This is a genomic window from Bosea sp. (in: a-proteobacteria) (assembly GCA_023910605.1).
In the GTDB taxonomy this organism is placed as follows: Bacteria; Pseudomonadota; Alphaproteobacteria; order Rhizobiales; family Beijerinckiaceae; genus Allobosea.
In genome coordinates, this window is record JAAVVV010000001.1 from 2,733,606 (window position 1) to 2,747,334 (window position 13,729).

At 66.8% G+C, this 13,729-nt stretch carries 13 protein-coding genes and 1 pseudogene; 6 read left to right on the plus strand and 8 right to left on the minus strand.

Annotated features, from left to right (window positions below):
- The first annotated feature begins 9 nt into the window (after nucleotides 1-9).
- Entirely contained in the window at nucleotides 10-966 is a 957-nt protein-coding gene (locus tag HEQ16_13155) for a Gfo/Idh/MocA family oxidoreductase (GenBank protein MCO4054967.1), read from the plus strand.
- Nucleotides 967-978: 12 nt separating this feature from the next.
- Here the strand turns inward: HEQ16_13155 and galE are convergent, their stop codons facing one another.
- The 7 genes and pseudogenes from galE to HEQ16_13190 all read right to left on the minus strand — a co-directional run bounded on the left by galE (nucleotide 979) and on the right by HEQ16_13190 (nucleotide 6,187).
- The gene (galE, locus tag HEQ16_13160) at nucleotides 979-1,968 is read right to left on the minus strand and encodes a UDP-glucose 4-epimerase GalE (GenBank protein ID MCO4054968.1); all 990 of its coding nucleotides are present in this window, start codon (nucleotides 1,966-1,968) and stop codon (nucleotides 979-981) included.
- A gap of 393 nt (nucleotides 1,969-2,361) precedes the next feature.
- Complete coding sequence (locus HEQ16_13165) at nucleotides 2,362-2,505, minus strand: hypothetical protein (protein MCO4054969.1); 144 nt, start codon at nucleotides 2,503-2,505, stop codon at nucleotides 2,362-2,364.
- Nucleotides 2,502-3,599 (minus strand): anhydro-N-acetylmuramic acid kinase, encoded by a 1,098-nt coding sequence (locus HEQ16_13170; GenBank protein MCO4054970.1) that lies wholly within the window; start codon nucleotides 3,597-3,599, stop codon nucleotides 2,502-2,504. The genes HEQ16_13165 and HEQ16_13170 overlap by 4 nt, the downstream gene beginning before the upstream one ends.
- A 50-nt stretch (nucleotides 3,600-3,649) precedes the next feature.
- Nucleotides 3,650-3,874 (minus strand): hypothetical protein, encoded by a 225-nt coding sequence (locus tag HEQ16_13175; GenBank protein MCO4054971.1) that lies wholly within the window; start codon nucleotides 3,872-3,874, stop codon nucleotides 3,650-3,652.
- Nucleotides 3,875-3,951: 77 nt separating this feature from the next.
- Nucleotides 3,952-4,101, minus strand: a pseudogene (locus HEQ16_13180) (transposase).
- Nucleotides 4,102-4,268: 167 nt separating this feature from the next.
- The gene (uxuA, locus tag HEQ16_13185; protein MCO4054972.1) at nucleotides 4,269-5,453 is read right to left on the minus strand and encodes a mannonate dehydratase; all 1,185 of its coding nucleotides are present in this window, start codon (nucleotides 5,451-5,453) and stop codon (nucleotides 4,269-4,271) included.
- Between the two features lie 14 nt (nucleotides 5,454-5,467).
- Entirely contained in the window at nucleotides 5,468-6,187 is a 720-nt protein-coding gene (locus HEQ16_13190) for a GntR family transcriptional regulator (GenBank protein MCO4054973.1), read from the minus strand.
- Nucleotides 6,188-6,338: 151 nt separating this feature from the next.
- Here HEQ16_13190 and uxaC point away from each other — a divergent pair, with 151 nt between their 5' ends.
- From uxaC to HEQ16_13215, 5 genes are all read left to right on the plus strand, one after another.
- The gene (uxaC, locus tag HEQ16_13195) at nucleotides 6,339-7,742 is read left to right on the plus strand and encodes a glucuronate isomerase (GenBank protein MCO4054974.1); all 1,404 of its coding nucleotides are present in this window, start codon (nucleotides 6,339-6,341) and stop codon (nucleotides 7,740-7,742) included.
- A 70-nt stretch (nucleotides 7,743-7,812) separates the two neighbouring features.
- Nucleotides 7,813-8,799 (plus strand): TRAP transporter substrate-binding protein, encoded by a 987-nt coding sequence (locus HEQ16_13200; GenBank protein ID MCO4054975.1) that lies wholly within the window; start codon nucleotides 7,813-7,815, stop codon nucleotides 8,797-8,799.
- Between the two features lie 99 nt (nucleotides 8,800-8,898).
- Complete coding sequence (locus tag HEQ16_13205; GenBank protein ID MCO4054976.1) at nucleotides 8,899-9,444, plus strand: TRAP transporter small permease; 546 nt, start codon at nucleotides 8,899-8,901, stop codon at nucleotides 9,442-9,444.
- A 4-nt stretch (nucleotides 9,445-9,448) separates the two neighbouring features.
- Nucleotides 9,449-10,729 (plus strand): TRAP transporter large permease, encoded by a 1,281-nt coding sequence (locus HEQ16_13210; protein ID MCO4054977.1) that lies wholly within the window; start codon nucleotides 9,449-9,451, stop codon nucleotides 10,727-10,729.
- A complete protein-coding gene (locus HEQ16_13215) occupies nucleotides 10,726-12,243 on the plus strand; it encodes a mannitol dehydrogenase family protein (GenBank protein ID MCO4054978.1) in 1,518 nt (505 codons plus the stop codon). Before HEQ16_13210 ends, HEQ16_13215 begins: the two co-directional genes overlap by 4 nt.
- Here HEQ16_13215 and HEQ16_13220 read toward each other — a convergent pair.
- Nucleotides 12,201-13,616, minus strand: a complete 1,416-nt coding sequence (locus HEQ16_13220; GenBank protein MCO4054979.1) for an FAD-dependent oxidoreductase — start codon at nucleotides 13,614-13,616, stop codon at nucleotides 12,201-12,203. The genes HEQ16_13215 and HEQ16_13220 overlap by 43 nt on opposite strands.
- Nucleotides 13,617-13,729: the final 113 nt, after the last annotated feature.

Below are 13,729 nucleotides of genomic sequence, written 5' to 3' on the forward strand. Positions count from 1 at the left end.
CAACGTTCCATGATCAAGGCGAAGTCGCCCGTGCGCGTGGCCGTGATCGGCGGCGGCGCCATGGGACGCAACCATGCACGCATCCTCAGCCACGCCGACCGCGCGGAGCTTGCGGCCGTGGTCGACCCCTCAGAAGCGGTGCGCGCCCAGGCCGTGGGGCATTTCGGCTGCCCGGCCTTCGCAACGGTGGACGAGGCCATCGACCACGGCATGGATGCGGCGGTGGTCGCGGTCCCGACCGTCAATCACCACGAGACGGCGAGCCGCCTCATTGCAGCCGGCATCCATCTGCTTGTCGAGAAGCCCATCGCGGCGACGCTCGCCGAAGCCCATGACATGATCCGGCAGGCGGAAGCCCGCGGCGTCGTCCTCACAGTCGGGCATGTCGAGCGCTTCAACCCGGCGATCCGCACCCTCCACGAAACCATCGGCGACGAGCCGATCATCTCCATCGCCATCTCCCGCGTTGGCCCATTCCCGCCGCGCATCAGCGATGTCGGCATCGTCACCGACCTTGGCGTGCATGACATCGACCTGATCCGCTGGCTGGGCCGTTCCGAGATCGTGCAGAACCAGTCGCTGCTCACCCGCGCCCGCGGCCGCCATGAGGACATCGCCTTCCTGCAGTTCCGCCTTGCCAGCGGCGCGCTGGCGCACATCAACACCAACTGGCTGACCCCGTTCAAGGAGCGCCGCATCAGCGTCTCCACCGCCACGCGCTTCATCGTTTGCGACATGCTGCTGCGCACGGTGAACGAGTATTCGGGCTTCGCGCCCGACGCCAACCCCGGCAAGCTCAGCCATGGCAGCTTCGTCAGCCGCTCTCTGAGCGTGCCCTTCGTCGAGCCGCTGCGTGCGGAGCTGGACAGCTTCATCGACGCCATGGAGGGCAAGGGCCAGGTCGAAGTGACCGGGCACGACGCCACACGCAGCCTCGAAATCGCGCTCGAGTGCCTGGCGAGCTGAACGCCGCCTGTGTCAGGCGACGCCGCGCCGCATCAGTTCGCGCTCCCAGTCCAGCGCATGCGTCACGATGGTCGGAAGGTGGTCCAGCGCCGGCTTCCAGCCGAGCTGGCGTCTGAGGCGCTCTGCATCCGCCACGATCGCCGGAGGGTCGCCGGCCCGCCTGGGCCCCTGCCGAACCTCGAAATCGACGCCCGAGACCGATCGCACCGTGTCGATCACCTCCCGCACCGAGTAGCCGCGGCCATAGCCGGCGTTCACGACGAGGCTCTCCCCGCCTGCCTGCAGATGGTCGAGGGCGACCGCGTGCGCGGCGGCGAGGTCCGAGACGTGGATGTAGTCGCGCACACAGGTGCCGTCGGGCGTGGGATAATCCTGACCGAACAGTTCAAGATAGGGCCGCTTGCCGAGCGCGGCCTGCGCCGCGACCTTGATGAGATGCGTGGCCATGGGCGTGGACTGGCCGCATCGGCCCATGGGGTCGGCCCCGGCCACGTTGAAGTAGCGCAGCACGGCGTAGCGGAAGCCGTGCGCGGCAGCTGCGTCCCGCAGCATCATCTCGCTCATCCACTTGGAGGCGCCGTACGGCGAGAGGGGCGCCGGCGTCTGCGCCTCCGTCACGGGCTTGAGCGAGGTTTCGCCATAGACCGCCGCCGTGGATGAGAAGATGAACTCCTCGACGCCGCCCGCCACGGCGGCAGCCAGAAGGGCGCGTGTCTTCACGGTGTTGGCGAGATAGTAGCCGAGCGGATCGGCGACCGATTCAGGCACCACGATCCGGGCGGCGAAATGGATGATCGAACGCACCTTGTGCTGGCGGATAACACTGAGCGCGGTTTCGAAATCCCCGGAATCGCCCACAACGAGCGGCACCTGCGGCGGCGTCGCCCATCGGAATCCGGTGGAAAGATTGTCCAGCACGACGGAGGGGACACCGCGATCGGCCAGATTGAGCACCATATGCCCGCCGATATAGCCGGCGCCGCCTGAAACGAGGACAGTCATGATCATTCCTTATGGTGGAAGCCGCCGGGCCCGGCGCCGGGACATGTCTAGCGCCTGACCGGTGAAAAACCTGTTGCCGGGCTGGCCGGTCAGGCGGGGGATGAACCTGCGGCGTCGGGAGGTTCCGGACGGCGCAGCGCGATGTCATGGAGCGCTTCCCCCTGCACGCAGAGATACGCGACCCGCCAACCGTCGCGCGCGGCGAGCTCCATCACCGCCTGATGCATACCGAATGCCCCTGACCCGGCCGGACCATCCGCGCAAAGTCGTTGAAGATCAACAGGCCGCCGGGGAGGACACGGATACAGTTGAAGGTCCGTGCGTTTCATCGCCCAGCAACCGCGTCATGGGCATCTGGTGCGCTGAGCCCGTTCAATCAGCCAGCACATCTGCTCAGAGCCCGTCGAACCTGCCATCGACACGGTGCAGCCCATGCAGAAAGCCGTCATCAAGCATGGCGGGATGGACGATCTTGAGCCGCTCGGGAGCGTGACGCCTGAGCCAGAGCGCGGCGCGGCTGGTGAGGTCCGCCGTCATGGCGCTGGCCAGAAGCGGCCGCCCGGCATCGGCCCGGGCACGCCTGTCGTCGTCGGCAGGCTCAGCGGCAGGCCCTGGATCGAGCGCACGGCGAGGTAGCCGAAGCACTGCGCCTCGATCAGATCACCCTCCAGCCCCAGCACCTCGACCGGCTCGACCGGCACGCCAAGGCGGCGGCGCAGCCCATCCATGAAGAAGCCATTGAGACGCCCGCCCCCGGCGACCAGCCAGCGCACAGGACGAGCAGGCACATGGGCCAGCGCCGCAGCCGTGGCCTCTATGGTGAAAGCCGCCAGCGTGGCCACCGCATCGACAGGGCGCAGGGTCGACACGATCTTGGCCCGGGCATGAAAATCATTCCGGTCCAGAGACTTGGGCGGATTTGCTGCAAAGAACGGGTTCGCCAGCAACTGCGCCAGCATCGCCTTGTCCACAGTCCCTTGCCGCGCTATGGCCCCGTCCTTGTCGAAGGGCACGCCAAAGTGGCGGGCCACGAAATCATCGATCAGCGCCGAAGCCGGGCCGGTGTCGAAGGCGATGATGCGCTCGCCGTCGAGCCACGTCACATTGCCCACACCGCCGAGATTGAGCACCATCAGCGGCTTGGCAAGATCGCGCGCCAGCGCCGCATGATAGAGCGGCACGAGCGGCGCGCCCTGCCCGCCGCCCGAAACGTCGGCAAGGCGAAAGCCATCCACCACCGGCAAACGGAGGGCACGCGCCATGCGCGCGCCAAGACCAAGCTGCCGGGTGAAGCGTCGTTCCGGCCGGTGATAGACCGTCTGGCCATGCAAGCCGACAAGATCCACGCCGCCCTGGGCAGGAGGAGCCTCGCACAGGAACGCCGCGATAGCAGCGGTGAACGCGTCTGTGACGGCCTCCTCCAGTTCGGTCAGCGGCTCGGTCTCTGCCCGTTCCGGCGCTGTCAGGAACTCATGGAGCTGCGCGCGCAACGCTGCAGGATAGGAATAGGTGGCCCCGCCCAACGCCACGACGTGATCGCGCCCATCGGTTTCAACCAGCGCCACGTCGATGCCATCCATGGAGGTGCCGCTGATGGCGCCTATGGCGCGCAGAGGCTGGCCGCTCCGCATCAGGTCATGAGGAATCATCAGGATAACTCCGCTTGGCGCGGGATAATCGATCATCCTGCCGGGCGCAAACGCACCGTGAAGGCATCATCGGCAATCCCCCCAACGCCGCGTAAAGGGTAAAGGCTTTGCCGGAAATCCTCCCCATGCTCGACCACGAGCAAGCTCTCGGTCTGCGCGTGTCTGGTTTCGCCCTTGACGCTCCGCCCCCCGCGTTCGCCATTTAGCAAGGGCAGCACCGAAATGATCTGCTCTTCCGTGAACCTTGCTCGCTTCATCAGTCCGTCCCCGTCAGGGCCGGACGCTAACTCCATGTGGAGGAAATCTTCAGTGGCAGGTCAATGCCCATCGCGTCCTTCAATTTGTCCCCCGCATAACCGCCATCGGCGAAGATGTGACGCAGCCACGGGCAGCGGCATCGGATCGCCTTCAGCAGGTCAGGAGCGCCATCACGATCCTGAATGCCGGCCCCGCGGACCAGCACGAAGATCGGCAAGCCGGGTGTGCCGGTCAGATCGCCTGGAAAACGCAAGCGATCACGGTCATGCCCGGCACGAGCGATAGCAGCCCAGGCAATCGGAAACCCCACTTGATCCAACACCAAAAGGGAATCATAACCTGCTACTATCGCTCAACTATTTTTAAATCGGGCTCTAAGGCCGGTGCGCACCATCAAAGGCCAAGCGTCTCCACCGTGCGCATGATGCCGCGCAGTTCGGCGAGGCCCTTCAGGCGGCCGATCGCGCTGTAGCCCGGCGTCACGGACCTGCCGAGATCATCGAGCATGCGGTGCCCGTGATCGGGCCGCATGATGATGGCATTCTCGGCCGAGCGCGTGCGGTTCTGCTCCATCAGCGCCATCACGATGCGCACCATGTCGATGTCGCCGTCGAGATGGTCGCTTTCATGGAAGCTGCCATCAACCTCGCGGCGCGTCGCGCGCAGATGGGCGAAATGGATGCGTGGAGCGAACTGGCGAACCATGGCGGGCAGGTCGTTGTCCGCTCGCACCCCAAGGCTGCCCGTGCAGAAGCACATGCCGTTGGCCGGCGACGGCACGGCGTCAAACAGCGCCGCGTAATCCGCGGCCGTCGAGGCCACGCGCGGCAGGCCGAACAGTGGCCGCGGCGGATCGTCGGGATGCAGCGTCAGCTTCACCCCCAGCCGTTCCGCATGGGGCGTCACGGCCTCGAGGAACTGGACGAGATGCTGGCGAAGCCGTGCATGGTCGATGCCCCGATACTGCTTCAGCCGCTCGCGGAAGGCCGGGATCGTCATCGGCTCGGTCGTCGAACCGGGCAGCGCGCTGGCGATGACATGGATGAGGTAGTCGATCGCGCCCTGATCCATGGCCTCGAAGGCCAGCCGCGCCCGGACCCTCGTCGCTTCGTCAAAGTCGCGCTCCGCGCCCTCACGCTCGAGGATGAAGAGCTCGAACGCCGCGAACCGGTCATTGTCGAAGCGCAGGGCTTTCGCGCCATTCGGCAAGGGCCAGTCGAGATCGGTGCGCGCCCAGTCGACCACGGGCATGAAGTTATAGCAGATGACCCGGATGTCGTTCGCCGCGGCGGCTTCGAGGCTGGCGATCCAGGCCTCGATCGAGGCCTTGGCGGCGGCGCCCGTGCGCTTCACGTCATCGGGGATCGGGATGGATTCGATCACGCTCCAGCGCAGGCTGGTCCGGCCCTGCGGCGCGTTCTCGATCAGCGCCTTGTGGGCGGCCACGTCGGCCGCGCTCCAGGCCGCGCCGATCGGCAGGTGATGGAGCGAACTCACCACCTCCCGCGCGCCCGCCTGGCGCACATCGTCGAGGGACACCGGGTCCTTCGGGCCAAACCATCGCCAGCCTTGCCGCATCATCTTGGCCTCTTTCAGCAGAAATAGTCGGGAAACTGCGCCCGAACCGTCTCGGCGTCGGGCAGAACCGCATTGAGATGCCGCGTCATAGCAGCTTGCGCGGCCGCCCTGCGGCGGCGGCGCAACGCATCCAGAATGGTGCGGTGATCGGCTATGACATGCCGCATGCGGCCTGGAACAGGCAAGGTCAGCCTGCGGCAGCGATCGATCTGGATCTTGGTCTGCTGCGCCAGACGCCACAGGCCGGGATGGCGCGCCGCCTGGGCGATGCGCTCATGGAACACCTCGTCGCCGGCATGAAAGCCGTCGCGGTCATCGAGCGAGGCCATCGCCTCCTGCCGGGCGATCACGGCCTCCAGCGCGGCGATGTCGGCCGCGTCCGCGCGTTCGATGGCAAGCCCGACCGCCGCGCCTTCGAGCGCCTGCCGGATCACCACCGCCTCGGGAAGGCCTTGGAAGGGGATGCGCGCCACATACGTGCCCGACTGCGGAAAGATATCGACGAGCCCCTCCTCCGCAAGCCGCATCAGGGCCTCGCGGACCGGCGTGCGGCTGACGCCGAAGCGCGCCGTCAGCACCTTCTCCGCCAGCGGCTCGGCAGGACGCAGGGCCATCGACAGGATGTCCTGCCTGAGCACGCCGAGAATGCTGCTCGCAGCCGTGACACGGGCCAGCGGAACCCTGGGGGCTTCCCCATCCTCGCTCGCGCCCGGCGTCGCCAATGAATGGTTCATGTGCCTTGCGTCGTCCCCTGCCGACCTCGCCATTCGCGGGATGAACCCACGACATGGCCTCGTTGACATACTAATATATTAGTATATCGACAAGCGCGATCAGCAACGAAAGTGGCTCGCGAAGGAGCGGGCCCGGCAAGGGCGAACTGGCATGGGGCTCCATCCCGACAGGCTGTTTCCGGCTGATGAGAGCGCCCGCAACATTGCGCGGCGGCTTCATGCGTCGATCGCCGAACTACCGATCATCAGCCCTCACGGCCACACCGAGCCGCGCTGGTTCGCCGGGGATGAAGCCTTCACCGATCCGGCGACCCTGTTCGTCAAGCCCGACCATTACATCTTCAGGATGCTCTACTCCCAGGGCGTGCCGCTCGAGTCGCTCGGCGTGCCTGCGCGCGGCGACAGGGCAGTCGAGATCGATAATCGCGCGATCTGGCAGCTTTTTGCGCGCCACATGCCGCTCTTCCGCGGCACGCCTTCGCGGCTGTGGTTCGAGCACGCCATGGAGCAGGTCTTCGGCATCGAGGAAAGGCTGTGCGAGGCCAATGCCGACCGGCTCTATGACCGCATCAGCGAAGCCCTTGCGACTCCCGCCTGCCGTCCACGCGCCCTTTACGCGCGCTTCAACATCGAGGTGATCGCCACCACAGATTCGGCTCTGGACGACCTGGCGCACCATGACACGGTGCGCGCCTCCGGCTGGTCAGGCCGCGTCGTGCCCACCTATCGTCCTGACGCCGTGGTTGACCCCGAATTCGATGGCTTTGCGGCCAATCTGGCGGCGCTTGGCGCGTTGACAGGCGAGGACACCATGAGCTGGAGCGGCTACCTCGCCGCTCATCGCCAGCGGCGTCAGCATTTCATCGCTCGCGGCGCCACCGCGTCCGATCATGGCCACGCCACCGCAAGGACCGCCGATCTTCCGCAAGGCGATGCCGCCGCGCTCTTCGCGAAGGTCGCCTCGGGCCGCTTCATGGCTGACGAAGCCGACCTGTTCCGCGGGCAGATGCTCACCGAGATGGCGCGCATGAGCCTCGATGACGGACTCGTGATGCAGATCCATCCCGGTTCCTTCCGCAATCACAACGCACTGGTCCATGCCCGCTTCGGCCGCGACAAGGGCGCGGACATTCCCCTCCAGACCGAGTATGTCCGGGCGCTCAAGCCGCTGCTGGATGCGGTGGGCAACGAGCCCGGCCTCACCATCATCCTGTTCACCCTCGATGAAACCGCCTACAGCCGCGAGCTTGCGCCGCTGGCCGGGCACTATCCTGCGCTTCGCCTCGGCCCGGCATGGTGGTTCTTCGACGCGCCCGAAGGCATGCGCCGCTTCCGCGAACTCACGACCGAGACGGCCGGCTTTCACAACACGGTCGGCTTCAACGACGACACGCGCGCCTATCTCTCGATTCCCGCGCGCCATGACATGGCGCGTCGCTGCGACTGCGCCTTCCTGGCCCGCCTCGTGGCCGAACATCGCCTCGATGAAGACGAAGCCCGGATCATCGCCCACGATCTCGCCTACCGCCTCGCCAAGGAGGCCTACCGTCTCTGATCCTTCGGGGCCTGAGGCGCACGATTTTTCCCGAAGGCGCGAAACAGCGCCCGCAACATGGAGGACGACCATGACGACACGACGCAACACCCTGAGATACGCCCTGGCAGCAGGCGCTCTTGCCCTGTCGATGGCCACGGCGAGCGCCCAGTCCGTGACGCTGCGCTCGGCCGACACCCACCCCGATGGCTACCCAACCGTCGAGGCCGTGAAGTTCATGAGCCAGCTGATAGAGCAGCGCACCAATGGCCGCTTCAAGATCCAGATCTTCGCCAACTCGACGCTGGGCCAGGAGAAGGACACGGTCGAGCAGACCCGCTTCGGCGTCATCGACATGAACCGCGTCAACATGGCGCCGCTCAACAACCTCATTCCCGAGACCAACATCCCCGGCCTGCCCTTCGTGTTCCGCTCGGTCGAGCACATGCGCAAGGTCATGGACGGTGCGATCGGCGATGAGATACTCAAGGCCTTCGAGCCGCATGGCATGGTCGGGCTCGCCTTCTACGATTCCGGCGCGCGGTCCTTCTACAATTCAAAGCGCCCGGTCACGAAGCTCGAGGATCTCAAGGGCCTCAAGATCCGCGTGCAGCAGTCGGACATGTTCATAGCGCTGGTGAACGCGCTTGGCGCCAACGCGACCCCGATGCCTTTCGGCGAAGTCTTCTCCGCGCTCCAGACGGGCGTGATCGACGGCGCGGAGAACAACTGGCCATCCTATGAATCGACCCGCCACTTCGAGGTCGCCAAGCACTATTCGCAGACCGAGCACTCCATGACGCCGGAAGTCCTCGTGATGTCCAAGCGCTCGTGGGACCGGCTGGCGCCAGCCGACCAGGCCATCTTCCGCGCGGCTGCCAAGGAATCCGTCGCCAGGATGCGTGAGCTCTGGGAAGCGCGCGAGAAGACCGCCGAAGCCGCCGTCAAGGCCAGGGGCGCGATGATCACCACAGTCGACAAGGCGCCCTTCATCGCCGCGATGAAGCCCGTTTATGACCGCTTCGTCACCGACGCCAGGCTCAAGGACCTGCTGGCCCGCATTCAGGCGGTGCAGTGAGGCTATAGGAGCGGCCCCTGCAGGGCCGCCTGCCGGCCTGATCATGCCATGGCCGTCGCCGGCCATGGCCTTCCTTTCCGCAAGCAAGGCGAGAAGCCCATGGTTCCACTTGCGAGATCGCTCGCGCGCATCCTTGCGCCGATCAGCCGCGCCTGCCTCTGGCTCGCCGCCATCGGCCTCGTGGCGATGACGGTCATCGTCGCGTGGCAGGTCTTCGGGCGGAAGGTCCTTAATGACTCGCCAAGCTGGACCGAGCCCAGCGCGCTGCTGCTGATGAGCTGGTTCATCCTGCTCGGCGGCGCCGTCGGCGTCCGCGAGGGCGATCATCTCGGCTTCGAGATCGGCCTTCACCATGCCACGAGGCCCCTGCGCCTGCTGATGCGGATCACCACCCACTCGCTGGTCGCCGTTTTCGGCATCTGCATGGTCATCTATGGCTGGCAGCTGACAGCGAGCACGTGGAGCGCGAAGATGGCGGGCGTCAATATCCCGCAAGGCATGGATTATCTGCCCCTTGTCGGCGGCGGCGCTCTCATCGCGCTGTTTTCGATCGAGAATCTGGTGAAGCTCCTGGCGCTGGGCGATGGGCCCCCCGTGCACGACCCGGCGCCTGCCCCCGCCCACGTGACCTCTTCGGTGGAATGACGCGATGGAGCTATGGGTCCTTTTCGGCGTCTTCACCGTCCTGCTGCTGATCGGCACGCCGGTCGCGTTCTGCCTCGGCCTCGCGTCGCTCGCGACCGTGCTCTACATGGGCCTGCCGCCGGTGGTCGTGTTCCAGCAGCTCAACAGCGGCATGAACGCCTTCGCCATGATGGCGATCCCCTTCTTCATTTTCGCGGGCGACCTGATGATCCGCGGCGGCATCGCGGAGCGCCTTGTCGGTTTCGCGGCCACGATGTTCGGCCATCTCCGGGGTGGGCTTGGCCAGGTCAATGTCGTGACCTGCACGCTGTTCGGCGGCATTTCGGGCTCCGCCGTCGCGGACGCATCGGCGGTCGGAGGCCTGATGATCCCGCAGATGAAAGCGCGTGGCTATGATGCGGATTACGCCGTGAACGTCACGGCGAACGCAGCCATCATCGCCCTGCTCATTCCGCCTTCGCACAACATGATCATCTATTCGCTCTCGGCGGGCGGCAACCTCTCGATCGCGGACCTGTTCACCGCCGGCGTGGTTCCCGGGCTGATGCTCGCCGGCGCGCTGATGATCGCGGCCTATGTCGTTGCGGTGCGGCGCGGATATCCCGCAGGCGTGTTTCCCGGCTTCGCAGCGGTCGGCCGGTCTTTGGCCGTCGCCACGCCCGGCCTCCTGCTGATCTTCATCATCTTCGGTGGCGTGCGCTCCGGCTGGTTCACCGCCACGGAGAGTTCCTGCATCGCGGTTCTCTACGCCTTCCTGATCGCGGCGCTGGTGTATCGCAGGCTCGGCTGGTCCGATTTCGTCGAAGCCACCCACGGCGCCGTCCGCACCACGGCGATGGTGCTTCTGGTGATCGGGGCGGCCGGCTCATTCGGCTGGCTGATGGCCTTCCTGCAGGTTCCGCAGACCGCCGTCGCGGCGATGAAGGCCGTCTCCGACGATCCGACCACCATCCTCCTGATGATCAACCTTATCTTGCTGGTGCTCGGCACCTTCATGGACATGGCGCCCATGATCATCATCTGCACGCCGATCTTCCTGCCTGTCGTCACGGCCTTCGGCGTGGACCCCATCCACTTCGGCGTGATCCTGATCCTCAATGCAGGGATCGGGCTGAACACGCCGCCGGTGGGTTCGGTGCAGTTCGTCGCATGCGCCGTCGGCAAGATATCGATCGGCGAATCCATGAAGACGATCTGGCCCTTCTACGGCGCGAGCGTGGCTGTCCTCATGCTGGTCACCTACGTGCCTGCATTCTCCCTCTGGCTGCCGGGCGTGTTCAAATGAGCCTTCAACGCCTCTCCAACGCCAGCCTTGCCGCACTCCCCCGCTCGATTGCAAGGCCAGCTTATGATCGCGCCGGCATCACGCCGGGCATCGTGCATCTGGGCGTCGGCGCGTTCCATCGCGCGCATCAGGCCGTGGTGGTGGATGACAGGCTGGCGGCCGGCGAGACAAGCTGGGGCATCATCGCTGCATCTCTGCGCTCCGCCGACACGCGCGATGCGCTCGCGCCGCAGGACGGGCTCTACACCATGGCGGTGCGCGACGGCGCTGCGACGTCGCTGCGCGTCATCGGCGCCATTCAGGAGGTCATCGTCGCGCCAGAGGCGCGTGAGCGCCTGATCGCGGCCATGGCCGATCCGCGCATCCGCATCGTCTCGCTCACCATCACCGAAAAGGGCTATTGCCGCGCTGCGGGCTCTGGCCTGCTCAACGATGACCACCCCGACATCCGCCACGATCTCGCCTCCCCGCTTGCGCCCGTCAGCGCGCCCGGCCTGATCGTCGAGGCGCTGCGCCGCCGCCGCAGCGAGAGCGTGGCGCCCTTCACCGTGCTGTGCTGCGACAACCTGCCCGCCAATGGCCGCACCGTGCATCGCGTTCTGTCCGACTTCGCAGCGCTGCGCGACATGGATCTCGGCCGCCATGTCGAGGCCGAACTCGTCTGCCCCTCGACCATGGTCGACCGCATTGTTCCGGCCACCACGGATGCGGATCGGGCAGCCGTCGCTGCCGCGCTCGGCGTCACGGATGCCTGGCCGGTCATGACCGAACCCTTCATCCAATGGGTGGTGGAGGACCGCTTCGGGGCGGGGCGCCCGCGCTTCGAGGAGGCCGGAGTCGAGATCGTCGGCGAGGTCGCGCCCCATGAACTGATGAAGCTCAGACTGCTCAATGGCACGCACTCGACCATGGCCTATCTCGGGCAGTTGTCGGGGCTGGAGACAATCTCCGACGTGGTCGGCCAACCCGATTTCGCCCGCGTCGTGCGCGCCATGATGGATGAGGAGCTTGGGCCCACCATCCCCGGCTTCACCCGCGCGCAGCTCGATGCCTACAAGGATGCGCTCTTCGGCCGCTACCGCAACACCGCGCTTCGCCACCGCACGGCGCAGATCGCCATGGACGGCACGCAGAAGATTCCGCAGCGCCTCGTCAACACCGCCCGCGAACGCCTGGCAACCGGCCAGCCCATCGCCCGGATCGGCCTCGCCATCGCCGCCTTCTGCCGCTTCATGACCGGCACGGGCGAGGACGGGGCGACCCTGCCGATCAACGATCCGCTGGCGGCCCGCTTCGCCGAGGCCAGCGCCGCTGCGGGCGCGACCGGCGTGGCGCGCACCGGCAACCCCGCCGATGCCGCTGCCCTCGCTGAAAGACTGGCCCCGGCAATGCTTGGGATCGCCGACGTCTTCGGCGAGATCGGGCGCGACCCCGCCTTGCTGGCTGCGGTCAAGGCGCCTTTGGCGCGGCTTTATGCAGATGGCGCCCGCGCCACCGTCGCCGCCTTCGCCTGACGCGCGGCAGCTTCGCCGGCGATGTAGCCGTAGCCGACCGCCGTCAGGAGGCCGTTGCCGGAGAGATAGCCCGAAGCCTGCGCACCCGACACGCCGCAGGCCGCGCCGCCGGCAGCGAACAGATTGGGGAACCCGTCGCCGCTCGTGCTCACCACCCGCGCCTCGTGATCAACCACCAGCCCGCCCTGGGTGTGGAACAGCGCGCCCGTGACACGGACGGCATGGAAGGGCGGCGACAGCGGCGCGATGCCCGCCCATCTGCGCCCGAAGCGATCGGTTCCGCCGGCGCGCTTGAGGGCCTCGACCTCGGCATGGGTGGCGGCGAGACTGTCTGCCGGCAGCCGCATCATCGCGGCGAGGACTTCGAGGCTTTCCGCGCACAGCACCGCCCCTGCCGCTTCCGCCTGACGGAAATCCTCGAATTGCCGCGCAATACCAGCGATGCGACCATCGAACAGGCTCCAGCCCAGCCCCTCCGGTTGAGCGAGGATGCTGGCCGCCGCCTCCGAATATCCCAGCGCCTCGTTGGCGAAGCGTGCGCCAGCGAGGTTCACCTGATAGCCGCCCTCGACATTGGTGGCCCAGGTGATGAGGATGCCGTGGGGATGGGCCACCGAGCCGTGACCCTGATGGCCGGAGAGATGCCGCGTGGCGGCTCCAAGCCTGCGGCCCCACACCAGGGCATCGCCCTGGTTGCCGGGATGCCCGAAATACAGCGCCTCCGCCATCGGCGGAATCTCGGCGGCGACCAGGTCCTTCGCGCCGCCATAGCCGTTCGAGGCCAGCACCAGAGCCTCGCAGCCGATGCGGTCGCGCGAGCCATCGGGTCTCGCGATCTCCACCCCGGCGACCCGCTGGCCATCGCACAGCAGCGCCGCAGCCAGGGCCTCGGTCACGATGTCGACGCCCGCAGCTTCCGCCGCGCTGCGCAACCGGTCCATCAGTTCCGCGCCGGAACGGCTCGGCAGGCCATGCATGCGGCAGGCCGAATGGCCAGGATAGGTGAAGTTGGTGATGATGGAAAACGGCAGGCCATGCCGATCGGCAAGCCATTCCAGCACCTCGCCCGCCACGGCGGCGACACGCTCCACCTGCGCGCGTTCAGGTTCGTCATGAGCCTTGGCCATGATGTCGGCGACGAAGCTCGCCGTGCTGTCCGCGACGCCAGCTTCGCCCTGGAATCGCGTGCCGGCGGCGGGGATCAGCCCGGCGGAGAGCGCGGTGGAGCCGCGGGGCACGGCGTCGCGCTCGATGACCAGCACCTCGCAGCCCGCCTCGCGCGCCCGCAGCGCTGCAACCAGCCCGGCAGCGCCCGCCCCGATGATCAGCACGTCGCATCGGGCCTCGAACGGAAGGCCCGCAGACGGCAGGATCGCCGCGCTCACAGGACATGCCCCTTCAGTCCACGCAGCCTTGCGCCTTGTCTCGTCATCTTCTTGCCTCCGGGACCTTGACGTGACGCATCTGTGCTAGATGTAATACATAT

What these genes read in the sequence shown, in the direction of transcription:
- HEQ16_13170 (MCO4054970.1), bottom strand. Translation starts at nt 3,599, where the DNA reads ATGCGGAGCGGCCAGCCTCTGCGCGCCATAGGCGCCATCAGCGGCACC.
- uxaC (MCO4054974.1), top strand. Translation starts at nt 6,339, where the DNA reads ATGGGGCTCCATCCCGACAGGCTGTTTCCGGCTGATGAGAGCGCCCGC.
- HEQ16_13190 (MCO4054973.1), bottom strand. Translation starts at nt 6,187, where the DNA reads ATGAACCATTCATTGGCGACGCCGGGCGCGAGCGAGGATGGGGAAGCC.
- HEQ16_13205 (MCO4054976.1), top strand. Translation starts at nt 8,899, where the DNA reads ATGGTTCCACTTGCGAGATCGCTCGCGCGCATCCTTGCGCCGATCAGC.
- HEQ16_13215 (MCO4054978.1), top strand. Translation starts at nt 10,726, where the DNA reads ATGAGCCTTCAACGCCTCTCCAACGCCAGCCTTGCCGCACTCCCCCGC.
- uxuA (MCO4054972.1), bottom strand. Translation starts at nt 5,453, where the DNA reads ATGCGGCAAGGCTGGCGATGGTTTGGCCCGAAGGACCCGGTGTCCCTC.
- galE (MCO4054968.1), bottom strand. Translation starts at nt 1,968, where the DNA reads ATGACTGTCCTCGTTTCAGGCGGCGCCGGCTATATCGGCGGGCATATG.
- HEQ16_13165 (MCO4054969.1), bottom strand. Translation starts at nt 2,505, where the DNA reads ATGACGGCGGACCTCACCAGCCGCGCCGCGCTCTGGCTCAGGCGTCAC.
- HEQ16_13210 (MCO4054977.1), top strand. Translation starts at nt 9,449, where the DNA reads ATGGAGCTATGGGTCCTTTTCGGCGTCTTCACCGTCCTGCTGCTGATC.
- HEQ16_13175 (MCO4054971.1), bottom strand. Translation starts at nt 3,874, where the DNA reads ATGAAGCGAGCAAGGTTCACGGAAGAGCAGATCATTTCGGTGCTGCCC.
- HEQ16_13155 (MCO4054967.1), top strand. Translation starts at nt 10, where the DNA reads ATGATCAAGGCGAAGTCGCCCGTGCGCGTGGCCGTGATCGGCGGCGGC.
- HEQ16_13200 (MCO4054975.1), top strand. Translation starts at nt 7,813, where the DNA reads ATGACGACACGACGCAACACCCTGAGATACGCCCTGGCAGCAGGCGCT.